This window comes from Streptomyces tremellae (assembly GCF_039540215.1).
Classification (GTDB): domain Bacteria; phylum Actinomycetota; class Actinomycetes; order Streptomycetales; family Streptomycetaceae; genus Streptomyces; species Streptomyces tremellae.
This window is the reverse complement of the sequence record NZ_BAABEP010000016.1, coordinates 78,305-100,434: the sequence shown is the minus strand read 5'-3', so window position 1 is coordinate 100,434 and position 22,130 is coordinate 78,305. Positions and strand designations below refer to the sequence as shown.

Genomic DNA, 22,130 nt, shown 5'->3' with positions numbered 1-22,130 from the left:
CCCGTGGGTCTCGGCCCCCTGCCGTGCGGTCCCGGCCCCCTCCCGTACGGTCCCGGCCCCCTCCCGTGGGTCTCGGCCCCCTGCCGTGCGGTCCCGGCCCCCTCCCGTACGGTCCCGCCTCCCTTCGGCCCCGGCCGCACTCCGCGTCGCCGGGCACAGCAGCGGGCCCCGGCACCGTCCGTGTGCCGGGGCCCGCGCCCTTCTCAACGCCCCGCCACCGTCTTAACGGCCCAGGGCCTTCCCGACCGGGCCTCGCCCGTGACCTTCCGCACGACCAGCGCCAGGGCCTCCTCAACGCCCCAGCGGTGTCCGACCGTTCAGCCGAGCAGGCCGCCGATCGGGTTGCCGCCGGAGGAGGAGGAGGACGAGCCGCCCGACGTGTCGCCGCTCTCCGCGCCGCCCGAGGACGACGTACCGCCGGAGGACGAGGACGAGGAGCCGGCGCTCGCCGAACCGCTGGTGGACGGCGCGACGTTCTGACTCCCCACGGCGGGCGGCGCCTGCTGCTCGGTGGTTCCCGAGGTCGCCTGGCCGCCGCCGCCCTGGCTCTGGGTGGGCGCGCCGCCCTGGGTGCCGGAGGAGCCGGCGCCGCCTCCCGTGCCGCTGCTCGCGCCGGGGGTGCCGGGCGCGGACTGCGTGCCCGCGGTCGGGGTGTGCGAGTGGCCCGCCGAGGGCTCTCCGGTGGGCGTGCCGTCCTCGCCCTGCGCCCGCGCACCCGGCGTGCCCGCGCTGGTGCGGCTCGCGGAGTTCTGCGGCAGCGGTTCACCGGGCAGTTGGTTGACCGGGTCGTGGTTGGGGCCCGGCACGGTCACGACGCCGGACGAGCGGACCGCGCCGCCGAGTACCGACCCCACGAGCAGGGTCACGCCGATGACGATGCTCGCCACGACCGAGCCGCGCCGCAGTACGTAGCGCCGCAGGTCGAGCAGGCTGGAACGGGGGCCGAGCTTGCGCCAGGCGTCGCCGGCGAGCTTGCCGTCGACGGAGTAGACGGGGGCGCCCGCGATGATCAGCGGCGACCAGGCGGCCAGGTAGATGATGTCCGGCGCGTCGTACGCGGGGACGGTCTTCCAGCTCACCGTGACCAGCAGCGCCGCCGACAGCAGCGCGCCGAGGGAGGCGGCGACGCGCTGCCAGAGGCCGAGCACCGTCAGCACGCCGGCGACGATCTGGAGGAACGCCACGCTCAGCCCCGCGCCCACCGGGTGGGCGAGCGCGAAGTCGCGCAGCGGCTCGGCGAGGGCCCACGGGTGCAGCGACGTCAGCCACTTGACCATCGAGCCGCGCTCGCCGCCGTCGAAGTAGACGGGGTCGCACAGCTTGCCCATGCCCGCGTAGACGGAGATGAGGCCGAGGAAGACGCGCAGCGGGAGCAGCACCACGCCGAGGTTCATCCGGCGGCCGGGGAAGTACGCGTGGCGCACCGCCGCCTCGGCCGCGGCGGCGCGGGCACGGGAACGCGCGCCGGTCTGCTCGGGGTCGTCGTCGTCCGGGGTGAGGTCGTAGGCGTCCTCGCGGCCGTACGAGGTGTCGTACGGGTCGTCCGCGTACGCCTCCCCCTCGTACGTGTCGCTGTCGCCGTCGCCGTAACCGGCGCCCCGCGGCGGGGTGTCGTACGCGCCGACGGCCTGGCGCATGGGCGGCAGCAGCGGCGCGTCGGGACCGCGTCCGCCGCCTGCGGCCGGCGCCTGGACGGTGGCGTCCTGGTCGACCCCGACGCGCGGGATGACCTGCGTGGCACCGGCGTCGTACGCGCCGGTGTCGTAAGAGCCCGTGTCGTACGCGCCGTTGTCGTAGCCGCGGACGGCGGGGGTCGCGAGGGCGGTGGTGCCCGCGCCGGAGTCGCGCACGGCCTGGAGGAGCCCGCTCGCGGCGGGATCACCCGGCTGCGACCTGCCGCTCCAGACGACGGGCGCCCTGCGGCGCGCGGTGTTCGCGTCGCGGACCGCAGGGATGCGCGCGGTGTCCGCGACGCCCGCCCCGGCCGCCGCCGCCCGCTGCGCTGCCGCGCGGCGGGGCGCCGGGCGGCTGGGCGTCGCGAGCTTCACGCGGAAGCTCGCGTGGTTCACGATGACCTGCGCGGGGTCGCTGTCCACCTTGAGCATGCTCAGCGGCGGCTGTTCGTCGAACCCGGACCGGGGCGTTCTGGTGTCCACACTCATCTAACCGAGTGACCTGTGGTTAGGACACTGCCTTGACAAGCGGGAAATGTCCGAGACCCGTCAAGATCATTTCCGTGCGGCACGCGCCCGCCGCCCGCTCGGCGCCGGACACAGCGTCCGCACAGCGACGGCTTTCCGCGCGGATCGGTTGCCGACGGATTCGCGTTCTCACACAATTCTCACATTCCGGCCCGGCGCCCGTGAGGCCGCTCTCAGAAAGGCCGCCTAGAAATCCCCTGGGGGCCGGGGGTGTTCGGGCAACCACCGGGCCCCGGCCGGGCCGCACGGCGCCCGGACCACCGCGTCTCCCCGCCCGAGCGACCGGTCCACCACCGTCTCCACGAAGGATGTGCGCGCCATGCCTGCCAGCCCCACCGGAATGCGGGCCGCCGCCCGCAGGGCCCGCCGGACGCTCGGCAAGGTGCGGGCGCGGGCCACGGGCCGCGCGCGGGCGGCGGCGCCCGCGCCGAAGGGCCGGCGGCTGGTGCCGTCGCCCGTGTTCGTGCTGTCGTCCGTACGGTCCGGCTCCACACTGCTGCGCGTCCTGCTCAACAGCCACCCCAAGATCCGCGCCCCGCACGAGATGCACCTGCGGACGCTGGAGGTCCGGCAGACCAAGCCGTACACGGAGAAGGCGATGAAGCAGCTCGGCCTCGACGGCGCCGAGCTCGAACACCTCCTCTGGGACCGGGTGCTCCACCGCGAACTCGTGCACAGCGGCAAGGAGCTGATCGTCGACAAGACCCCGGGCAACGCGCTGATCTGGGAGCGGCTGCGCGAGGCGTGGCCGGACGCGCGCTATCTGTTCCTGCTGCGCCACCCCGCGTCGATGGTCAGTTCCCTGATGAACGGCCGGCCCGACCGCGACCCCGCCGCGACCGCCGCCGAGGTCAAGCGGTACGTGGACGCCGTCGACGAGGCCCGCCGCGCGCTGCCGGGGCTCACCGTGCGTTACGAGGACCTGACCGCGCGGCCCGCCGACACGACCCGGGAGATCTGCGCGTTCCTCGGAGTGGAGTGGGATGCGAGCATGCTGGAGTACGGGAAACAGGAACACGGCCCGTTCCAGGCGTACATCGGCGACTGGAGCGACAACATCAAATCGGGCAGCGTCCAGCAGGCGCGTGAACTGCCCAGGCCCGACGCGGTGCCGGATTCCTTGAGGGAGGTCACGCGCCGCTGGGGATACGCATGTTGAACGACACGAACGAACCCGCCGCCACCGCCCGTGACCAGGCGGACGACGCGCGGGAGCAGCCGGACGGCGCGCGGGTCGCGGCCGGGGGCGCCGCACCGCGGGTCAAGGTCTCGGTGGTGGTCCCGGTCTACAACCCGGGTCCGGCGATCGACGGGCTGATCGCGTCGCTGCTGCGGCAGACGATGCCGGCGGGCGAATGGGAGGCGATCTTCGTCGACGACGGGTCGACGGACGGCACGGGCGCCCGCCTCGACGCGCTGGCGGCCGAGCACCCCGGGTGCGTCAGGGTCGAGCACATCCCGAACTCGGGCTGGCCGTCCCGTCCGCGCAACCTCGGCATCGAGCTGGCGCGCGGCGAGTACGTGCAGTTCGCCGACCACGACGACTGGCTGGGCGACGAGGCGCTGCACCGCCTGTACGCGTACGCGCGGGAGAACGGCGCCGACGTCGTCGTGGGGAAGATGGCGGGCCGCGGCCGGGGCGTGCCGCGCGAGCTGTTCCGCCGCAACCGCCCCGACGCGAAGCTCGCGAAGGACCCGCTGATCGACAGCCTCACCCCGCACAAGATGTTCAGGCGGCGGTTCCTGCTCGACGCGGGGCTGCGCTTCCCCGAGGGCAAACGGCGCCTGGAGGACCACGTGTTCGTGACGGCCGCGTACTTTGCCGCCGCGCGGATCTCCGTGCTCTCCGACTACGTGTGCTACTTCCACGTCGCGCTGGGCGACGCGTCCAACGCGGGCTTCCGGCGCTTCGACCCCGCGGGCTACTTCGGCAACCTGCGCGAGGCGCTCGACATCGTGGACGCCCACACCGAGCCCGGTGCCCTCCGCGACCGGCTGCACCGCAGATGGCTTCGGGTGGAGATGGTGGGCAGACTCACCTCGGCGCGGCACCTCGCCGCGCCGGAGGACTGGCGCAGGGACTTCTTCCGCGAGGTGCGCTCCGTGCTGGTCGAGCGCTTCGCGCCGGGCGTCGCCGCGGGCCTGCCCGCGCCGCAGCGCGCCCTCGCCGCGCTTGTCGAGGCGGATCGCTTCGACGCCGTACGGCAGCTCGCGCTCTGGCAGTCGGGCGTACGGGCCCGGGCCTCGGCGCGGGTGACGGGCGCGTCGGAGATCACCGTGGAGGGTGAGCTGACGGCGCCGGGCGGCGCACCCCTGACGTTCCGCACGGTGGATGGCAGGGACGTACTCGCACCGCCCGTCGACGGCATCCCGGCGCCCGCGCTCGACGTCACCGACCGGGTGAAGTCGGCGCGCATGGACCTGGTGGCGCGGCGGCGCGGGGGCGGCGGCGAGGAGTTCTTCGTGCCGGGCGAAACCACCGCGACCCGCGTACCGGTCGGCGAGGGCACCTTCGCGCTGCGCCACCGCACGGTCGCGAAGCTCGCACCGGACACGATCAACTCCGGTCGCAACGGTGGTCGTTGGGAACTCAAGGCGCGCATCGCCAGCTGCGGCTGGCAGCAGGAGACCGAGCTGCGGGTGTCGCTGGCCATCGCGAGCGACGGCGCGCCGCCGGTACTCAGAAAGGGCACGTCGGCCCCCCTGATGACCCGCCTCAAGCGCCGCGCCCGCCGCCTGACGGGCGGCAGCGGCAGCAAGTAGCCCGCGCCGGGGCCGCAGCGGAAAGGGCCCCGCGCGGCGGGCGCGAGGGAGCGGATTCGCGGGCGCCGGGCCCCGGCGGGGAGGCTCGCGCCTACCGGCGCGGGACCGCGAGCCAGGTGCCGGCGGATCCCAGCACCACGGTCACCGCCGTGACGGTCCACCTCGGCACACGGTCGACCGTCACGTGCAGTCCGCCCCAGCGGAGTTCGAACGCGGGGGCGGGCCCTTCGGCCCGCGGCCCCGCCTTCTCCCCGTCCACGTCCCGGTCCGCGTTCTCGGCCATGTTCCCGTCCCAAGGGCCTCGGCCCCCCGCTTCGGGCGGCTCTCCACAGACATCCCACCCGACCCGGGGCGGGGTGGGCCACCGCGCGCGCCCTGGCGCATCCTGGCGCATTCTCCCCGACCTGCCCGAAGTTGGTTACCGACTGGTCAGTACGGAGAGTCGCGGGCGCACGCCCGATCGGGCGGCCCCGTGCCCGCTTCACGTCCGCGGTATGGACCAAGGCCCGGCCCTTGGCTACCCTCGCGGTCAAGTTGCTCTGCATAAAGGGCACTTGGGCATCATTTGTTCCACTCCCGCCAACCGGAACACAGAAGGGCCATCCCCCCATGAGACGTTCCACCCGGATACGTACCGGCCTCACCGCGCTCCTGCTCACCGGGGCGTTCGCCGCGGCAGGCGCCGTACCTGCCGCCCAGGCCGCGCCCGCCCCCAGCGCGCCGACCCCCGTACAGAAGACGGCGAAGGCCCCGGCCTCCGCCGGACTGATCTCCGCGATGCAGCGGGACCTCGGGCTCTCCGAGGCCGGGGCCAAGGCCCGCCTCGCCGCGGACAAGAAGGCCACCGCGGTCGCCGGGAAGGCGCGCGGCGCCGCGGGCGCGGCGTACGGCGGCTCCTGGATCGACGCGCACACCGGCGCCCTGACCGTGGCCGTCACCACGGAGAAGAAGGCCGCGGCGGTCCGCGCGACAGGTGCCGCCGTCAAGCTGGTGCGGCACAGCGCGCGCCAGCTGGACGCCGTCAAGACCCGCATCGACAAGCTCTCGGCCGCCGCCCCCGCGGGCGTCAGCAGCTGGCGGGTCGACCCGAAGACCAACCAGGTCGTCGTGGACGTCGTCGCAGGCCGACAGGGTGACAACGATGTCCGAAGCTTCGTGTCGCGCGCCCGCGCCACCGGGCCCGTCACCGTGGACCAGGTCGCGGCAAGGCCCCGCACGACCGCCGCGGGCACGGTCGGCGGCGACCCCTGGTACACGGGCAACGTCCGCTGCTCCATCGGCTTCTCGGTCAACGGCGGCTTCGTCACCGCCGGCCACTGCGGCTCGCCCGGCGGCTCGGTGACCGGCTGGGACGGCTCGTACATCGGCAACATCCAGGGCTCGACGTTCCCCGGCAACGACTACGCGTGGGTCAACGTCGGCAGCGGCTGGTGGACCGTGCCGGTCGTCCTCGGCTGGGGCACGGTCTCCGACCAGCTCGTACGCGGCTCCGCCGTGGCGCCCGTCGGCTCCGCGATCTGCCGCTCCGGCTCCACCTCGCACTGGCACTGCGGCAACGTCCAGGCCACCAACGTCACCGTCAACTACGCCCAGGGCGCGGTCTACTCGATGACCCAGACCAGCGTCTGCGTCGAGGCGGGCGACTCAGGCGGCGCCTACATCAGCGGCGACCAGGCCCAGGGCGTCACCTCGGGCGGCTCCGGCAACTGCACCAGCGGCGGCACGTCGTTCTTCCAGCCCATCAACCCGATCCTCAGCCACTACGGCCTGACCCTCCAGACCTCGGCCTGACCCCCGCTCCCCCGGGGCCCAAGCCCAGGACCGGCCCCGCCGCGAGCACCACACACCCGCGGCGGGGCCGCCCCTGACCCCGGCTCCCGGACTCCCTCACCGGGAGCCGCCGTTGCCCCCAGCCGGGGGCTGCGGGGTACGCGGCGCCTCCGGCGGCACCGGCCCGCCGCCGTGCCTGCCGCCGTCCGCACCGGCGGCCTCGCCGCCACGGCCGGCCGGCACCGGGGGCAGGCGGAACGGCACACCGCGCCACCCCCGCCCGTCGGGCACACGGCTCTCGAAGGTCTCCACATGCGTCAGGACCTTCATACGGCTCAACTCCCCTGCTCCTGCTGCGGCTGCGATGGCGGCGGAGTTCGGCGTCGCAGGCCGCGGCAGCGCCCGCGTCCCCGGCACGCCATGCGGTCGAGCGCTGCTTCACCAGCGCCACGCGCACCTCACACCCGGCGCGGGCCACGGGCCGCCCGCCCAACGTCGTCTCCGCCATGCCCACCACTCTGGGAGCAGGCCTCGACCGACCACCACGCATGTGCGCGTGCTTGCACGACGCCGCCCGAACGCGCCCCCGCCACGCGCGAACCCGCGCAGGACCCGCCGCGCCTCGGCCACCGTCGAACGCGTCGATCGCCGCGGTGATGAGGGCGCGGGCGCGGGGGCCGTAGACGGCGAGTTCCGCGAGAGCCGCGAAGGTCCGTGCGTGGGCGAGGATCTCGCGCGGCTGCTCGATCGTCACCTCGGCAGTCACCAACTCGACCACCACCCGCGCGTCGTCGAAGATCCAGAAGCCCTCGACCGGCCACATGGGCCGCGCAGCGTTCGCGGGAATGACACCGAAACTGATCCTGGGGTGCGCCATCGCCCCCAGCAGATGGCCGAGTTGGCCCGCCGTCGCCTCGTCGGGCGCCACGCGCGCCCACAGCACCGACTCCTCGACGAGGATCGCGAACGTGCGGTGACCGTCACCGAGCACGCGCTGCCGCTCGACACGGGCGGCCACGGCCTCTGCCGTGTCGTCCGGGATACCTCGGAACGCGATGATCGAGCCCAGCAACGCCCGTGCGTAAGCGGGCGTCTGCAGGATGCCGGGCACCACACCCGGCTCGTGAACCTGAAGCGCCGGGTCCGCTCGTACTGCGTGCGCGAACTTGCACGTGCGCGGCGGCGTTCGGGGTCAGGCGCGGCGGCGGGCGGTTTCGTAGAGGACGATGCCGGTGGCCACGCCGGCGTTGAGGGACTCGGCGCCGCCCGGCATGGGGATGCGGACACGGAGGTCGCAGGTCTCGCCGACAAGGCGGGAGAGGCCCTTGCCCTCGCTGCCCATGACGATGGCCAACGGGCCGTCGAGCGCGGCCACTTCGGTGATGTCGAGGTCGCCGTCCGCGGCGAGGCCGATGACCGTGAGGCCGGCCTTCTTGTAGGCCTCCAGGGTCCGGGTGAGGTTGGTGCAGCGGGCGACGGGCGTGCGGGCCGCGGTACCCGCCGAGGACTTCCACGCGCCCGCGTTCATGCCCGCGGCGCGCCGCTCGGGCACCACCACGCCGTGCCCGCCGAACGCCGAGACGGAGCGCACGATCGCGCCCAGGTTGCGCGGGTCCGTGACACCGTCGAGCGCGACGATCAGCGGGTCCTCGCCCTCGTCGACCGCGGCCGCCACCAGGTCGTCGGGGTGCGCGTACTCGTACGCGGGGATCTGGAGGACGAGACCCTGGTGGTTGAGCCCGCCCGTGAGCCGGTCGAGCTCGGGCTTGGGCGCCTCCATCAGGTGGATGCCACCGCGGTCGGCCGCCAGCTTGAGCGCGTCGCGCACGCGGTCGTCGTTGTCGATGTACTGCTGCACGTACAGCTGCGTCGCCGGGACGCCGTCGCGCAGCGCCTCGAAGACCGGGTTGCGGCCGACGACCATGTCCGTCGAACCCTTGCCGCCGCGCCGCGCGCGCTGCGGGCGGGACGCCTGCTGGCGGGCCTTCGCGTTGGCGATGCGGTTCTTCACATGGCCCTTGCGGGCGGACGCGGGCGGCGTGGGCCCCTTGCCTTCGAGACCGCGGCGCCGATTGCCGCCGCTGCCGACCTGCGCGCCCTTCTTCCCTGACGCGCGTCGGTTCCTGGGCTGGCTGTTCCCGGCCATGGTGTGTGTGCCTACCTGATTCGTGGGTTGTGGTGCGCGCACCGACCTGGTGCCCGTACCAGAGTACGCAGCCGCGCGGCGCGGCGCCCAACCCCGTGCGAAACCCCTGGCGGGGGCCGTACGGGCGCGGCAGAACGCACGTCGCGCAGGTGTGGAGCCCGGCCCGGCGGTCAGCGCGCCCCGAGGGTCCAGCGCGGGCCCGAGGGGCTGTCCTCGATGACGAGGCCCGACTGCTGGAGCTGGTCGCGGATCCCGTCCGCGGTCGCCCAGTCCTTGCGGGCGCGCGCCGCCTCCCGCTGGTCGAGCACGAGCCGTACGAGGGTGTCGACCGCGCCGTGCAGGTCGGCGCCCCGGTCGCTCTCCTCGGCCCACTGCGGGTCGAGCGGGTCGAGGCCGAGGACGCCGAGCATGGCCCGCACCTCGGCGAGCCTGGCGACCGCGGCCTCCTTGTCGTCGGCTGCGAGCGCCGAGTTGCCCTGCCTGACCGTGGTGTGGACGACGGCCAGCGCGCCGGGCACGCCCAGGTCGTCGTCCATCGCGGCGGCGAACGCGGGCGGCACCTCGGCCGCGGGCTCGACCGCGCCGCCCGCCTTCTCCACGACCCGCTGCACGAACCCCTCGATGCGCGCGAACGCGGACTCCGCCTCGCGGAGCGCCTCCTCGCTGTACTCGATCATCGAGCGGTAGTGCGGGGTGCCCAGGTAGTAGCGGAGCACGATGGGCCGCCAGCGCCTGACCATCTCGGAGACGAGGACGCTGTTGCCGAGGGACTTCGACATCTTCTCGCCGCTCATGGTGACCCAGGCGTTGTGCAGCCAGTACCGCGCGAAGCCGTCGCCGTACGCCTTGGCCTGGGCGATCTCGTTCTCGTGGTGCGGGAAGATCAGGTCGAGGCCGCCGCCGTGGATGTCGAAGACGGGCCCCAGGTACTTGTGGGCCATCGCCGAGCACTCCAGGTGCCAGCCGGGCCTCCCGCGGCCCCAGGGCGTGTCCCAGCTGGGCTCGCCCGGCTTGGCGGCCTTCCACAGCGCGAAGTCGCGGGGGTCGCGCTTGCCGGTCTCGCCCTCGCCCGAGGGCTGTCGCAGGTCGTCCAGATCCTGGTTGGACAGCTCCAGGTAGTCGGGGAAGGAGCGCACGTCGAAGTAGACGTTGCCGTCCGCCGCGTAGGCGTGACCGTTGTCGATCAGGACCCGCATCATCTCGGTCATCTCCGGGATGTGGCCCGTCGCGCGCGGCTCGTAGGTGGGCGGAAGGCAGCCGAGGGCGTCGTAACCCGCGTTGAACGCGCGCTCGTTGGCGTATCCGATGGCCCACCAGGGGCGGCCCTGGTCCGCCGACTTCTGGATGATCTTGTCGTCGATGTCGGTGACGTTGCGCACGAACGTCACGTCGTAGCCCCGGTACTCGAACCAGCGGCGCAGGATGTCGAAGTCGAGGCCCGACCTGATGTGCCCGATGTGGGGCGCGGCCTGCACGGTGGCGCCGCACAGGTAGATCGAGACGCAGCCCGGCGTGAGCGGGGTGAAGTCACGGATCTGCCGGGCGCCGGTGTCGTACAGCCGAATAGTCACGGGTTCAGGGTAATGCGCGGGTGGCTGTGCCCGATGCGCGACGGCCCCATGGACACCGCTCCGTAACCGACCGCGCGCCCCGCCGCGTCCGCGTCCACCGGCGGGGCTCCGCACCGCCCTCCGCCTCGTCCGGCGCCGGGCGCGGCCCCCCGACCCTGTGCCGCCTCCGCGCCTCCGGCCGCCTGGTTCACCCGTACGGTCACGGCCGTACGAACACCCGACCGCGGGCGAGCGCCCCACCCGCGGGCGCAGGGCGGGGCGCGGGCTCAGGCCGGTGGGACGACCAGGGCCGTGGCGATCGCCGCGAGGCCCTCGTCGCGGCCGGTGAAGCCCAGCGCGTCGGAGGTCGCGGCGGAGACGGCGACCGGGGCGCCCACGGCCTCGCTGAGGACCTTCTGGGCCTCGGCGCGGCGCTTGCCGATCTTCGGGCGGGAGCCGACGACCTGCACCGCGACATTGCCGATGGTGAAGCCCGCCTCGCGCACGACGCGCGCGGCCTCCGTCAGCAGGGCGAGGCCGGACGCGCCCGACCACTCGGGTCTGCCGGTGCCGAAGTGGGCGCCGAGGTCGCCGAGGCCCGCCGCGGAGAAGAGGGCGTTGCACGCGGCGTGCGCGACGACGTCCGCGTCGGAGTGGCCGGCGAGCCCGGTGCCCTCGCCCTCCCACAGCAGGCCCGCGCACCACAGCTCGCGGCCCTCCTCGAACGCGTGGATGTCGGTGCCGATGCCGACCCGCGGCAGCACCACGGGTACCGCCGCCCGCACCGGACCGCCGCCGGATTCCTCAGAACTCATCGTTCGCCCGCCTCCTGGCAAGTACCGCCTCCGCGAGGACGAGGTCGAGGGGCCTCGTCACCTTGAACGCCTCCTCGTGGCCCGGCACCACCACCACGGGCGAGCCGAGCTGCTCCACCATGCCCGCGCAGTCCGTCGCGCCCTCGCCCACCGAGCCCACGGTGTCGTGGGCGAGCTGGAGTACCCCGCGCTCGAAGCCCTGCGGGGTCTGCACCGCCCGCAGGGTCGAGCGGTCGGGTGTGGCGACGACCGGCTCGGGTTCGCCGCCGCCGCGCGGCTCGACCTGCTTGACCGTGTCCGCGAGCGGGAGCGCGGGCACGACGGCCTGCGCGCCCGAACGTACGGCCTCGACGACCGCGTCCACCGTGTCGACGGGAACCAGCGGGCGGGCCGCGTCGTGCACGAGGACCGTGGTGATGGTGTCGGGCAGCGCCTTCAGGCCGAGCGCGACGGACTCCTGGCGGGTGTCGCCGCCCGGCACGACGACGTAGTCGGTGCGCTCGGGGAGCACATGCGCGTCGAGCAGGTTCCTGACCTCGGGCGCACCGTCCGGGGGCGCGACGACCACGACCAGTTCGACGGCGCGGGACGCGGCCATCGCGCGGACCGCGTGGACGAGCATCGGGGCGCCGCCCAGCGCGCGGAGCGCCTTGGGGGCGCCAGGGCCGAGCCGCACGCCACGTCCCGCGGCCGGGATCACGGCCGCTGTGCGGTGCGGGCTGGCTTCGTCTGGCATCGGGTGAACTCCGGCAGGTTTGTATCCGCGCCCGACCTGGGTATGGCCTGAACGTGCCGGGCGCGACGCCTTGACCGGACCCTTCCGTGACCATGGTCAAGAGGTGCCGCGCCAGCTTTGTGCCGTACGGCAGTCAGGCTGGGGGACGGGGGATGTACACCGGGCGACGGAAAGAATTCGGGTGTACGGACATGCCGCGGCGCCCGCCGACACGACGGGGACGGAACACGCACCGGTCAGCTCCGACCGCCTCCGAAGAAGCGGCCGCTGACGGCACCGTGCGACACCGGACCCTCGGTCACCGGGCACCACGACACACACAGCGAGCACTACGTGCGGTGCCCTGTCCTCGTCCTCCGCGCATGACGCGCGCGTCGACGGGCAGACGGCACCACATGGGGATTCAGGACGCGAGAACCTCGTCGAGCAGGGCCTCGGCCTTGTCTTCGTTGGTGTTTTCCGCGAGGGCGAGCTCACTCACCAGGATCTGGCGCGCCTTGGCGAGCATGCGCTTCTCGCCGGCGGAGAGCCCGCGCTCCCGCTCCCTGCGCCACAGGTCACGCACGACTTCGGCGACCTTGATGACGTCGCCGGAGGCGAGCTTCTCAAGATTTGCCTTGTAGCGCCGGGACCAGTTCGTCGGCTCCTCTGCGTACGGTGCCCTGAGCACCTCGAAGACCCGGTCCAGTCCGTCCTGACCGACCACATCGCGCACTCCGACGAACTCCGCATTGTCCGCCGGTACGCGCACCGTCAAGTCGCCCTGGGCGACCTTGAGCACCAAGTAGGTCTTGTCCACGCCTTTGATCTGGCGAGTTTCGATAGCCTCGATCAGCGCGGCCCCGTGATGGGGATAGACCACGGTGTCGCCAACCTTGAACGTCATGTGACAGGTACCCCTTCCGTGGCTATCCAGGGTAACACGAGAATGCCCTCTTCTGAATGGCGTTTTCGCAGGTCAGGCCGCATCTCGGGGCTTGACAACAGCCATGCGGACGTGCTGCACCCGACCCTCGGGGGGCGGTATTCGCAGGTCACCGGCGCTGCGGCGGCGCACGGAAACACGCTCGACACGTGCCGCTCAACCCTCCCCAAAGCGGCCGAACATCCGCATTTGTCGGCTTCGTGACGGCAAAATTTCCGCACTCCGTTCGGTTTCCGATGATCCATCCGAGTGGGAAACCGGGCGGATGCGGACTGAAACGGAGATCACATCCGGCCACTCTGCGGCGGGTGCGAGACGAGGGGCGCGAGGGGCTCGCCAAGGGGAGCGGCGGATCATGCCGTACGCACCGGGGACGGCTCCGGGGCGCCACCACGGAATTCCGATCACCCGGCCGTCCGCCGATATTCACAGGAAAGGCACGGCGGAATGCGGCCCACCCCGGAAATGGATCACCCGGATTATGTGAACGGCATGCGAAACCCCGCGGTCGACGGCGGGAACCCACCCCTGGGCGCCCATCGGGGCGGGTCGGGTGCGGGGCCGCGACAACGGGTCGGTAACCTATGGCCGCTGAGTCACCTTTAGCCCGTGCTGACGCATGAGTACGGTCCGGCGGGCCCAGCACGCACGCCGAAGCGCAGCACAGCCGAATACCGCACGTCCCACCCTCCCGTACGTCCAAGGAGATGCCGCCGCCGTGAGCAGCAGCCTTCGACGCGGCGCTCTCGCCGCGACTGCCCTTGTCCTCCCCCTCGCCACGCTGGCCGCGTGCGGCGCGGGTGGCACCGCGCAGACCGACGAGGTGAAGCCGGACAGCGCCGCCACCTCGGTGGGCAACATCAAGGTCCAGAACGTCACGGTGGTGACGCAGCCGCAGCAGGGCGCGTCCGGCCCCGCCGCCGTGACCGGCAAGGTCTTCAACAACGGGAGCACCGCCCAGACGCTCCAGGCGATCAAGCTGCCCGGTACCGGCGCCACGGTGCGGCTGAAGCCCGCCAAGGGCGCGGGCGCGCTGACCGTGCCGGCCCAGGGCTCCGTGACGTTCGGCGGCAAGGGCAACGCGTCCGCGCTGATCCAGAAGGGCCTGCCCGGCTCCCGCAACGGCGACGCCGAGCAGGTCGTCTTCACCCTCAGCAAGACCGGCGACATCGGCGTGCGCGCCCTCGTCGTGCCGGCCACCAGCTACTTCGACCGGGTCGCGCCGACCGGGGCCCCGACGCGGAGCGTGCCTGCCTCGCCGTCCGGCTCCTCCTCCCCCTCGGGCTCCACCAGCCCGTCCGGGTCGCCGTCCGGTTCCCCCTCGGGCGCGGCCTCCGGGTCGCCGTCCGGCGCGGCCACCGGTGCAGGCGGCGGCGCGATCACCGGCTGACGCGGCACGGCCGCCGGAGGCCGCTGAGGCCCCGGTACGACGTGAGGGAGGCGGCCCCCGGTCCGGGGGCCGCCTCCCTCACGTCGTACGCGCGCGCTGCGGTGCCGTACGGCGCGCTGCGCTGTGCCGTGTGGCGCGGGCGTACGGCGCGGTGCCGTACGCGCGGGCAGCGCGCAGCGCGGTCTACGGCTCGAACTTGTAGCCGAGCCCGCGCACCGTGACCAGGTAGCGCGGAGCGCCCGGGTCCGGCTCGATCTTCGCCCGCAGGCGCTTCACATGGACGTCGAGCGTCTTGGTGTCGCCGACGTAGTCCGCGCCCCACACCCGGTCGATGAGCTGCATACGGGTCAGCACGCGGCCCGCGTTGCGCAGCAGCATCTCCAGCAGGTCGAACTCCTTGAGCGGCAGGTCGACCTTGCCGCCCGCCACGGTGACGACGTGCCGGTCGACGTCCATCCGGACAGGGCCCGCCTCCAGGGCGGCCGGGGTGACCTCCTCGGGCTCGCCGCGGCGGCGCAGCACCGCGCGGATGCGGGCCACGAGCTCACGGGAGGAGAAGGGCTTGGTCACATAGTCGTCGGCCCCTATCTCCAGGCCGACGACCTTGTCGATCTCGCTGTCCTTGGCGGTGACCATGATCACCGGGACATTGGACCTGCCGCGCAGCTGGCGGCAGACCTCGGTGCCCGGAAGGCCGGGCAGCATCAGGTCGAGGAGGACGAGATCGGCGCCGTTGCGCTCGAACTCGTCGAGCCCCGCGGGCCCGGTGGTCGCGATGGCGACCTCGAAGCCCTCCTTGCGGAGCATGTAGGAAAGGGCGTCGCTGAAGGATTCCTCATCCTCGACGACGAGCACTCGGGTCACGGAAGGACCTCCGGGGCAGGAATCACGGTCGGAGTATCCAGCACCAGGCTGCGGGCCGTCCCGCGTGGTTCCGGGCGGCTGGGTTCTGCGGGTGCGCGGCGGGCCACGAGGTCGCGGCCCCCGCTGACGGCGGCACAGCGGATGTGCTCGGCGGCGCCGCGCGGTTCTCGGTCGGCGGTCGGGGGGTGGTCGGGGACGGGACCCGTACGGCCATCGGCGCGGGCCTCCCGGCCGGGGGCGCGAGCGGGCGCGGTCGCGGCCTCGCAGCCGGGGGTACGGGCGGGGTCTGCGGCGGACGCGGCTTCGGCCGTGCCGCCTGCGGTGTCGGTGCCGCCTGCGGTGTCAGTGTCGGTGTCGGTGCTGCCTGCGGCGGCACGGTCCGTATGGGTGGCGGCCGGGTCCGGTGCGGCCGCGGGGACCGCGGCGGACGGGGCTCCGGCGACGGACGACGCCCGCGGGTCGGGCGCCGACTGGTCCGGGCGGCGGGCCGGGCTGTCGGCGGCGGTGTCCTGGGCGTAGCCGGGGTCGAGGTCGTCGTCCTGGTCGGGTGCGTCCTCGCCGTCCCCGGACGCGGAGACGGCGGGGGACGCCGAGCGGTCGCGGGTGACGCCCGCCTCCGGGAGGCGGAGCGTGAAGGTCGATCCCTGGCCCTCGGAGCTCCAGACCGTGACGTCGCCGCCGTGCGAGGCCGCGACGTGTTTGACGATCGCGAGGCCGAGGCCCGTACCTCCGGTGGCGCGGGAGCGGGCCGGGTCGACGCGGTAGAAGCGCTCGAAGATGCGCTCGCGGTCCTTCTCCGAGATGCCTATGCCCTGGTCGGTGACGGCGATCTCGATCACCGCGCCGCTCGCCGCGGCCGTGCGCGAGACGGCGATGCCGACGCGGGTGCGGGCCGGGGAGTAGTTGACGGCGTTCTCCACGAGGTTGCCCAGGGCGGCGGCCAGCTGGCCGCGGTTGCCCCAGACGAAGAGGTCGACGTCGCCGCCCGCCGCCATGGTGATCTGCTTCGTGGACGCGGGGTGCCGCGACCTGTCGATGGCCTCGGCGACCAGCTCGTCCACCCGGACGGGCTCGGCGTCCTCCAGCGGGTCGTCGTTCTGCACCCGGGAGAGGTCGATCAGCTCCTGTACGAGATTGGTGAGCCGGGTCGCCTCGATCTGCATGCGCCCGGCGAAGCGGTCCACGGCCTCGGGATCGTCGGAGGCGTCCATGACGGCCTCGGAGAGCAGCGAGAGCGCGCCGACCGGGGTCTTGAGCTCATGGCTGACATTCGCGACGAAGTCGCGCCGTACCGCCTCGATGCGGCGGGCCTCCGTCAGGTCCTCCACCAGCAGCAGCACCAGGCGGGAGCCGAGCGGCGCCACGCGGGCGGAGACCGCGAGCGCCTCGCCGCGCCCCGTGCCCCTGCGGGGCAGGTCCAGCTCGATCTGCCGTATCTCGCCGTCCCTGCGGGTGTCGCGCGCCATGTGCAGCATCGGCTCGACGGCCAGCTTGCCGCCCCTGACCAGGCCGAGCGCATACGCGGCGGAGCTGGCCTTGACGACGGCGTCGCTCTCGTCGAGCACGACGGCCGAGGAGCGCAGGACCGAGAGGACCGTGTCGACACCGGGCGGCAGCACGGCGTCGGTGTGCAGCGAGGTGCGCGTGGGCCTGCGCTGGTCGCGCTCGCTCCAGCGGAATGCCAGCATGGCGATCACGCCGGTGCACACGCCGGCGATCGCTGCCAATGCGGCGACCGCCGCGTTCACGTCCATGCCTTCACATTAAGCGGGCCCACCGACACTCTCCCAGCCGTCCGAGTGCCTGCTCGAACACTCGTCGCCCAGAGTTCACCGAGGGGACAGTGGCGGTTCACTTGGGCGGGAGGCCCCGGACTCGTGTTCCGGCCACCGTGGGGGCGTGGGGGGCGAGCGCCTTCCCGCCCGCCATCCTGACCAGGAACGTCAAGCGCGGGAGCGCTGGAGAGGGACACACCCATGCGGGACGCGTACCACGAGGAACTGGACTCGATCAGCGACGACCTCGTCGCCATGGCCCGGCAGGTCGGGTCCGCCATCGGGCGTGCCACGACCTCCATGCTCGACGCCGACCTGAAGCTCGCGGAGAGCGTCATCGCCGCAGACGCGAAGGTCGACCAGACCCAGCACGACCTGGAGGCGCGCGCCATCGCGCTCCTCGCGCAGCAGCAGCCGGTGGCGACGGACCTCAGGATCGTCGTCACGTCCCTGCGGATGAGCGCCGACCTGGAGCGCGCGGGCGACCTCGCGCAGCACGTGGCGAAGCTGACCCGGCTGCGCTACCCGGAGTCGCCGGTCCCGCAGGACCTCCAGGCGACGCTGCTCGAAATGGGGCAGCTCGCCCAGCGGCTGATGGCGAAGGCCGCCGAGGTGATCATCACCAAGGACATCGACCTGGCGATGCAGCTCGAACGGGACGACGACGAGATGGACCTGCTGCACCGCACGCTGTTCCAGCACCTGATGGACGACCGCTGGAAGCACGGCATCGAGACCGCCGTCGACGTGACGCTGCTCGGCCGCTACTACGAGCGGTTCGCCGACCACGCGGTCTCCGTCGCCAAGCGCGTCGTGTACCTGGTGACCGGCGAGCACGCGGACGAGATCCAGCCGGACACCGTCTGAGGCCCCGCGTGGCGGGCCGCGCCGGGCGTCGGCCCGTGCCGGCCGGGGTCGTCGGAGCCGTCTGGCCGGCCGGGGCGGCCGGGGCGGCCGGGGCTGCCGGGGCGGCCGGGGCTGCCGGGGCGGCCGGGGCTGCCGGGGCTGCCGGGGCTGCCGGACCAGTGCGGGCCGTCTGGCCGGCCGGGGCTGCCGGACCGGCCGGGGCGCCTGTACCGCTCGGGTCGCACGAGCCCCGTGCGTCACGCGCGTCGCAGCCGGTCGCACGAGCCACGGGGCGCGGGCCCGTGCGCCGGTGGTGAGCCGCCGATGCGCCGGTGGTGAGCCGTTGCCCGACACCCCGGCGCCGTCGTCCCATGGGAGACGGACTGTGCACCCTCACGCCACCGCGGCCCCGCCCCGAGGCCCCGGCACCACTGGAGGAGAGACCATGGCCGAATCTTCCGCCCCCGCCGCCGCGAGGACCACCGCGAAGGCCGGCGCCGACGCACCGCGCCCCACCGCTGCCGCCCGCCCGCACCTGCCGGTGCTCGGAGCCTGCGGCTGCGGCTCGGGCTGCGGCTGCGGCTGCCAGTCGGGCGGCGCCTGCCAGTGCGGCGGGGGCTGCTGAGGGGCGCGTACCCCTGTCCCTTGCCTGAGGGCCCGATGGCCCGATGGCCCGATGACTTGACGGCGTGAGGCCTGCCGGCCTGACGCCCGTACGGCACCGGGCCCTGCCCTCGTACGGCCGGACGCGCCCGGTGCGCGGGGCGGGGCTCGGTCCCGTACGGCCGCGGGCGGCTCACGCCCGTACCGGATCCGGCCCGCGCGGCGCGGCTGGGGCACGCCCCTTCACGCGTCCCGCCGGACGGAGGCGGCGACTCCGCTCAGCCCGGCCCCGCGGCGAGCCCGGTCGCGCACGCCGTGAGCAGGGTGGTGAGGCGCGGGGCGAAGTCCAGCGCCGCGTGGCCCCAGTCGGGCACCTCCTCGTACAGCTTCGCGAGGGTCGGGGTGGGGTGGGAGACCTGCCAGAGGCCCGCGGAGAGCACGACCGCTGCCGCGAGCAGGCTCACGACCTGCCCCGCTGCCAGAGCGCTCGCGCGGTCGAGCGCGGTCGCGATCGCGTCGTGGGCCGCCGTGGCGTTGGTCTTGTAACGGCGCGCCCGCTCGATGTCGACATCGCCTTCGAGGTGCAGCGGGACATGGGTCAGCAGGTCGCAGAAGACCGGCAGCCCGATCAGGGTGGAGCTGACCACGGCCGCGGTCTGCGCGGGCGTCAGGCCGGTGCGGTCGCCGAGCTCGTCGGCGACCGCGTCGCGCCACTGGCCCCAGCCGCGCTCCGCGAGTTCGAGGAGGAGGTCCTCCTTCTTGCTGTAGTACCGCCGCACGCCGGTGCGGTGCAGGCCCGCCCGCTCGGTGACCTCGGCGAGCGTCACGTACCGCACACCGCCCCGTTCGAGCGCGACGGCCTCCGCCGCCTGGAGCAGATCGTCCGCGCGGCGCGCCTTGTCCTCGGCTGATCGGGCCCTCTGACGCATGCCCGAAGAATAACGCACCCCATGATGCGCTTTCCGGCCGTCCGTAGTACGGTCGCATTAACGCATCATGAGGTGCGTTATCTCGGAAGGGGTACATCCTGTGAAAGCCGTCCAGGTCAGCCGTTTCGGCGACCCCCGTGTACTCACGCTCGCCGACGTACCGGAGCCCGTACCGGGGCCCGGGCAGGTCGCCGTCGACGTCAGCCACGCGGCCGTCGGACTCGTCGACGTCTACATCCGGCAGGGGCTTTTCAAGGACCGCGACGGGCTGCCGCGGCCGCCCTACGTGCCCGGCCTCGAAGTCGCCGGCACGGTCAGGGCGCTCGGCGACGGCGTCACCGGTCTCGCCGTCGGGGAGCGGGTGGTGGCGCTGGCGGCCGACGGGACGGGCGGGTACGCGCCGGTGTACGTGGCCGACCGGGCCCGGGTCTTCTCCACCGAGGGCCACCCCATCGACCCCGCGCTCGCCGTCGCCGTCCTGCCCAACGCGCTGATGGCCCACGTCGCCCTCACCCGCGCTGTCCACATCGCGCCGGGCGAGAGCGTCCTCGTGCACGGCGCGCTCGGCGCGTTCGGGGCCGTCTTCCCGGGCATCGCACGGCAGTTGGGCGTGTCGCGGGTCGTCGGCACGGTCCGTGCCGGGCGGCTGGCCGCCGCCGCTGCCACCCGGCTGCCGTACGACACCGTCGTCGACTCCGCCCTGCTGCCCGAGGCCCTCGCGGGCGAGAAGTTCGACGTGGTCGTCGACCCGGTGGGCGGCGCGGTCCGCGCGCAGAGCCTCGACCTGCTCGCGCCCTCGGGCCGCCTCCTGCTGGTCGGCAACGCGAGCGGCGACTGGAGCGGGACCGCGGGACTCGACGGCAACGCGCTCTGGTACGGGAACCTCACGGTCACCGGCTTCAACGCGGGCGCCTACCTGCCCGCGCACCCCGACGCCGTACCCCCCGCTGCCGCCGCCGCCCTCGCGGCCGCCGCCGCGGGCCTGCTCGACATCGAACTCGACACCTTCCCGCTCGCCGAGGCCGCCGCCGCCCACGAGCGCCTGGAGAACCACACGGCGAGCGGCCGTATCGTCCTCACGGTGTGAGAGGCGGCCTCGCGGCGCGGGCGGCGTCCTGCCGGTCCCGCCGACGCCCCGGCCGGTAATGTCGAGAACCCGAGACCGGCTCCGTCCCCGCCGTGAACGCGACCGCGAGGGGTCGCACCCAGCATCGAGGAAGACGCGATGGCCAAGTACCTGCTGCTCAAGCACTACCGGGGCGCCCCGGCCTCGGTGAACGACGTCCCCATGGACCGGTGGACGCCCGAGGAGATCTCGGCGCACGTCCAGTACATGGAGGACTTCGCCGACCGGCTGCGGGAAACAGGCGAGTACGTCGACAGCCGGGCGCTCTCGCCCGACGGGATGTTCGTACGGTACGACGGGCCGGGGCGCCCGCCGGTCACGGACGGACCGTTCCCCGAGACCAAGGACCTCATCGCCGGCTGGATGGCGATCGACGTCGACAGCCAGGAGCGCGCCATCGAGCTGGCCGGGGAGCTGTCGGCGGCCCCCGGGGCGGGCGGGAAGCCGATCCACGAGTGGCTCGAAGTGCGGCCGTTCCTGACCGCGCCGCCCACCGTCACGGAGTGAGCCCCGCGGTGGACGAGGCCCTGCTGCGCGGCCTCACGCCCGGGGTGCTCGCGATCCTCGTCCGCCGCGGAGCCGACTTCGCCGCGGCCGAGGACGCCGTGCAGGAGGCGCTGGTCGAGGCGGTACGCGTCTGGCCGGCCGCGCCCGTACGCGACCCGAAGGGCTGGCTCGTCACCGTCGCCTGGCGGCGGTTCCTCGACGCGACCCGCGCCGACGCGGCGCGCCGCAGGCGCGAGGAGCGCGCGGGCGGGGAGCCGGCGCCCGGCCCCGCGCTCTCGGCCGACGACACGCTCCAGCTCTACTTCCTCTGCGCGCACCCGTCGCTCTCGCCGTCCTCTGCGGTCGCGCTGACCCTGCGGGCCGTGGGCGGGCTGACCACCCGCCAGATCGCCGAGGCGTACCTGGTGCCCGAGGCGACGATGGCCCAGAGGATCAGCCGCGCCAAGCGGACGGTCTCCGGCGCGCGGCTCGACAGGCCGGGCGACGTCGCCACCGTCCTGCGCGTCCTCTACCTGGTCTTCAACGAGGGCTACTCGGGCGACGTCGACCTCGCCGCGGAGGCCATCCGCCTCACCCGGCAGCTCGCCTCCGTAATCGACCACCCCGAGGCGGCGGGCCTGCTCGCGCTCATGCTGCTGCACCACGCGCGCCGCGCCGCCAGGACCGCGCGGGACGGGAGCCTCGTGCCGCTCGCGGAGCAGGACCGGGGCCGCTGGGACACGCAGCTGATCACCGAGGGGGTCGCCCTCCTCCAAGCGGCCCTGGCCCGGGATCGGTTGGGCGAGTTCCAGGCGCAGGCCGCGATCGCCGCGCTGCACGCGGACGCGCGCACGGTCGAGGAGACCGACTGGGTCCAGATCGTCGAGTGGTACGACGAACTCGCCCGCCTCACCGACAACCCCGTCGTCCGCCTCAACCGCGCGGTGGCCGTGGGCGAGGCCGACGGCCCCCGCGCAGGCCTCGCCGCCCTGGCCGCCCTCGACCCCGCCCTCCCCCGCCACACCGCCGCCGCGGCCCACCTCCACGAACGCGCAGGCGACCTCCCCCTGGCGGCCCGCCTCTACACCGAGGCCGCCGCCCAGGCCACCAGCCTCGCAGAACGAGCCCACCTCACCCGCCAAGCAGCCCGCCTGAACGGGGAGTCGGGGGCTCGGGGTGCGTGAGGCCACGTGAGCGGTGAACAC

19 protein-coding genes and 2 pseudogenes are annotated in these 22,130 nt (G+C 73.8%); 9 read left to right on the top strand and 12 right to left on the bottom strand.

Annotated features, from left to right (window positions below):
* Positions 1-317 precede the first annotated feature (317 nt).
* A complete protein-coding gene (locus ABEA77_RS14420; protein WP_345646378.1) occupies positions 318-2,162 on the bottom strand; it encodes a DoxX family protein in 1,845 nt (614 codons plus the stop codon).
* A gap of 358 nt (positions 2,163-2,520) precedes the next feature.
* Between ABEA77_RS14420 and ABEA77_RS14415 the strand changes: the two genes are divergently transcribed.
* Both ABEA77_RS14415 and ABEA77_RS14410 read left to right on the top strand, forming a co-directional pair.
* The gene (locus tag ABEA77_RS14415; protein ID WP_345646375.1) at positions 2,521-3,360 is read left to right on the top strand and encodes a sulfotransferase family protein; all 840 of its coding nucleotides are present in this window, start codon (positions 2,521-2,523) and stop codon (positions 3,358-3,360) included.
* Positions 3,354-4,964, top strand: coding sequence for a glycosyltransferase (locus ABEA77_RS14410; protein WP_345646373.1), 1,611 nt, complete (start codon positions 3,354-3,356; stop codon positions 4,962-4,964). Before ABEA77_RS14415 ends, ABEA77_RS14410 begins: the two co-directional genes overlap by 7 nt.
* Before the next feature lie 91 nt (positions 4,965-5,055).
* On the opposite strand, the gene ABEA77_RS14405 is transcribed toward ABEA77_RS14410, so the two are convergent.
* Complete coding sequence (locus tag ABEA77_RS14405) at positions 5,056-5,247, bottom strand: hypothetical protein (RefSeq protein WP_345646370.1); 192 nt, start codon at positions 5,245-5,247, stop codon at positions 5,056-5,058.
* Positions 5,248-5,573: 326 nt separating this feature from the next.
* Between ABEA77_RS14405 and ABEA77_RS14400 the strand changes: the two genes are divergently transcribed.
* Positions 5,574-6,755, top strand: coding sequence for a S1 family peptidase (locus tag ABEA77_RS14400; protein WP_345646367.1), 1,182 nt, complete (start codon positions 5,574-5,576; stop codon positions 6,753-6,755).
* A 96-nt stretch (positions 6,756-6,851) separates the two neighbouring features.
* On the opposite strand, the gene ABEA77_RS14395 is transcribed toward ABEA77_RS14400, so the two are convergent.
* The 7 genes and pseudogenes from ABEA77_RS14395 to ABEA77_RS14365 all read right to left on the bottom strand — a co-directional run bounded on the left by ABEA77_RS14395 (position 6,852) and on the right by ABEA77_RS14365 (position 12,867).
* Entirely contained in the window at positions 6,852-7,064 is a 213-nt protein-coding gene (locus ABEA77_RS14395) for a hypothetical protein (RefSeq protein WP_345646441.1), read from the bottom strand.
* A gap of 382 nt (positions 7,065-7,446) precedes the next feature.
* Positions 7,447-7,845, bottom strand: a pseudogene (locus tag ABEA77_RS33980) (Scr1 family TA system antitoxin-like transcriptional regulator); the annotation flags it as partial.
* Positions 7,846-7,926: 81 nt separating this feature from the next.
* A complete protein-coding gene (gene rlmB / locus ABEA77_RS14385) occupies positions 7,927-8,880 on the bottom strand; it encodes a 23S rRNA (guanosine(2251)-2'-O)-methyltransferase RlmB (protein ID WP_345646361.1) in 954 nt (317 codons plus the stop codon).
* Between the two features lie 170 nt (positions 8,881-9,050).
* Positions 9,051-10,451 (bottom strand): cysteine--tRNA ligase, encoded by a 1,401-nt coding sequence (gene cysS / locus ABEA77_RS14380; protein WP_345646358.1) that lies wholly within the window; start codon positions 10,449-10,451, stop codon positions 9,051-9,053.
* Positions 10,452-10,717: 266 nt separating this feature from the next.
* On the bottom strand, positions 10,718-11,245 hold the full coding sequence (gene ispF / locus ABEA77_RS14375; protein WP_345646355.1) for a 2-C-methyl-D-erythritol 2,4-cyclodiphosphate synthase: 528 nt from the start codon (positions 11,243-11,245) through the stop codon (positions 10,718-10,720).
* Positions 11,235-11,981, bottom strand: coding sequence for a 2-C-methyl-D-erythritol 4-phosphate cytidylyltransferase (gene ispD / locus ABEA77_RS14370; protein WP_345646352.1), 747 nt, complete (start codon positions 11,979-11,981; stop codon positions 11,235-11,237). Before ispD ends, ispF begins: the two co-directional genes overlap by 11 nt.
* A 403-nt stretch (positions 11,982-12,384) precedes the next feature.
* Positions 12,385-12,867 carry a CarD family transcriptional regulator gene (locus ABEA77_RS14365; protein WP_003953493.1) on the bottom strand — a complete coding sequence of 161 codons (483 nt, stop codon included), beginning with the start codon at positions 12,865-12,867 and terminating at the stop codon, positions 12,385-12,387.
* Between the two features lie 757 nt (positions 12,868-13,624).
* Here ABEA77_RS14365 and ABEA77_RS14360 point away from each other — a divergent pair.
* Positions 13,625-14,296, top strand: coding sequence for a DUF461 domain-containing protein (locus tag ABEA77_RS14360; protein ID WP_345646349.1), 672 nt, complete (start codon positions 13,625-13,627; stop codon positions 14,294-14,296).
* A gap of 183 nt (positions 14,297-14,479) precedes the next feature.
* On the opposite strand, the gene phoP is transcribed toward ABEA77_RS14360, so the two are convergent.
* Together phoP and phoR are read right to left on the bottom strand one after the other, a co-directional pair.
* Complete coding sequence (gene phoP / locus ABEA77_RS14355; protein WP_486389439.1) at positions 14,480-15,151, bottom strand: two-component system response regulator PhoP; 672 nt, start codon at positions 15,149-15,151, stop codon at positions 14,480-14,482.
* 598 nt (positions 15,152-15,749) lie between these two features.
* Positions 15,750-16,914: pseudogene (gene phoR, locus ABEA77_RS14350) on the bottom strand (two-component system sensor histidine kinase PhoR); the annotation flags it as partial.
* A 222-nt stretch (positions 16,915-17,136) separates the two neighbouring features.
* Here phoR and phoU point away from each other — a divergent pair.
* Both phoU and ABEA77_RS14340 read left to right on the top strand, forming a co-directional pair.
* Entirely contained in the window at positions 17,137-17,802 is a 666-nt protein-coding gene (gene phoU, locus ABEA77_RS14345; RefSeq protein ID WP_345646344.1) for a phosphate signaling complex protein PhoU, read from the top strand.
* Between the two features lie 424 nt (positions 17,803-18,226).
* The gene (locus ABEA77_RS14340) at positions 18,227-18,406 is read left to right on the top strand and encodes a hypothetical protein (RefSeq protein WP_345646341.1); all 180 of its coding nucleotides are present in this window, start codon (positions 18,227-18,229) and stop codon (positions 18,404-18,406) included.
* A gap of 256 nt (positions 18,407-18,662) precedes the next feature.
* On the opposite strand, the gene ABEA77_RS14335 is transcribed toward ABEA77_RS14340, so the two are convergent.
* Positions 18,663-19,313 carry a TetR/AcrR family transcriptional regulator gene (locus ABEA77_RS14335; RefSeq protein WP_345646338.1) on the bottom strand — a complete coding sequence of 217 codons (651 nt, stop codon included), beginning with the start codon at positions 19,311-19,313 and terminating at the stop codon, positions 18,663-18,665.
* A 100-nt stretch (positions 19,314-19,413) separates the two neighbouring features.
* Between ABEA77_RS14335 and ABEA77_RS14330 the strand changes: the two genes are divergently transcribed.
* From ABEA77_RS14330 to ABEA77_RS14320, 3 genes are all read left to right on the top strand, one after another.
* Positions 19,414-20,400: a quinone oxidoreductase family protein gene (locus ABEA77_RS14330; RefSeq protein WP_345646336.1), complete on the top strand. Its 987-nt coding sequence runs from the start codon at positions 19,414-19,416 to the stop codon at positions 20,398-20,400.
* A gap of 138 nt (positions 20,401-20,538) precedes the next feature.
* Positions 20,539-20,946, top strand: a complete 408-nt coding sequence (locus tag ABEA77_RS14325; protein WP_345646333.1) for a YciI family protein — start codon at positions 20,539-20,541, stop codon at positions 20,944-20,946.
* A gap of 8 nt (positions 20,947-20,954) precedes the next feature.
* Positions 20,955-22,109, top strand: coding sequence for an RNA polymerase sigma factor (locus ABEA77_RS14320; RefSeq protein ID WP_345646438.1), 1,155 nt, complete (start codon positions 20,955-20,957; stop codon positions 22,107-22,109).
* The last annotated feature ends 21 nt before the right edge of the window (positions 22,110-22,130 follow it).

Excerpts from the sequence above, each read along its gene's own strand:
- ABEA77_RS14420 (WP_345646378.1), bottom strand. The coding sequence starts at position 2,162 with ATGAGTGTGGACACCAGAACGCCCCGGTCCGGGTTCGACGAACAGCCG.
- ABEA77_RS14400 (WP_345646367.1), top strand. The coding sequence starts at position 5,574 with ATGAGACGTTCCACCCGGATACGTACCGGCCTCACCGCGCTCCTGCTC.
- rlmB (WP_345646361.1), bottom strand. The coding sequence starts at position 8,880 with ATGGCCGGGAACAGCCAGCCCAGGAACCGACGCGCGTCAGGGAAGAAG.
- phoU (WP_345646344.1), top strand. The coding sequence starts at position 17,137 with ATGCGGGACGCGTACCACGAGGAACTGGACTCGATCAGCGACGACCTC.
- ABEA77_RS14395 (WP_345646441.1), bottom strand. The coding sequence starts at position 7,064 with ATGAAGGTCCTGACGCATGTGGAGACCTTCGAGAGCCGTGTGCCCGAC.
- ABEA77_RS14405 (WP_345646370.1), bottom strand. The coding sequence starts at position 5,247 with ATGGCCGAGAACGCGGACCGGGACGTGGACGGGGAGAAGGCGGGGCCG.
- ispD (WP_345646352.1), bottom strand. The coding sequence starts at position 11,981 with ATGCCAGACGAAGCCAGCCCGCACCGCACAGCGGCCGTGATCCCGGCC.
- ABEA77_RS14335 (WP_345646338.1), bottom strand. The coding sequence starts at position 19,313 with ATGCGTCAGAGGGCCCGATCAGCCGAGGACAAGGCGCGCCGCGCGGAC.
- ABEA77_RS14365 (WP_003953493.1), bottom strand. The coding sequence starts at position 12,867 with ATGACGTTCAAGGTTGGCGACACCGTGGTCTATCCCCATCACGGGGCC.
- ispF (WP_345646355.1), bottom strand. The coding sequence starts at position 11,245 with ATGAGTTCTGAGGAATCCGGCGGCGGTCCGGTGCGGGCGGCGGTACCC.
- ABEA77_RS14325 (WP_345646333.1), top strand. The coding sequence starts at position 20,539 with ATGGCCAAGTACCTGCTGCTCAAGCACTACCGGGGCGCCCCGGCCTCG.
- ABEA77_RS14340 (WP_345646341.1), top strand. The coding sequence starts at position 18,227 with ATGGCCGAATCTTCCGCCCCCGCCGCCGCGAGGACCACCGCGAAGGCC.
- ABEA77_RS14410 (WP_345646373.1), top strand. The coding sequence starts at position 3,354 with ATGTTGAACGACACGAACGAACCCGCCGCCACCGCCCGTGACCAGGCG.
- ABEA77_RS14415 (WP_345646375.1), top strand. The coding sequence starts at position 2,521 with ATGCCTGCCAGCCCCACCGGAATGCGGGCCGCCGCCCGCAGGGCCCGC.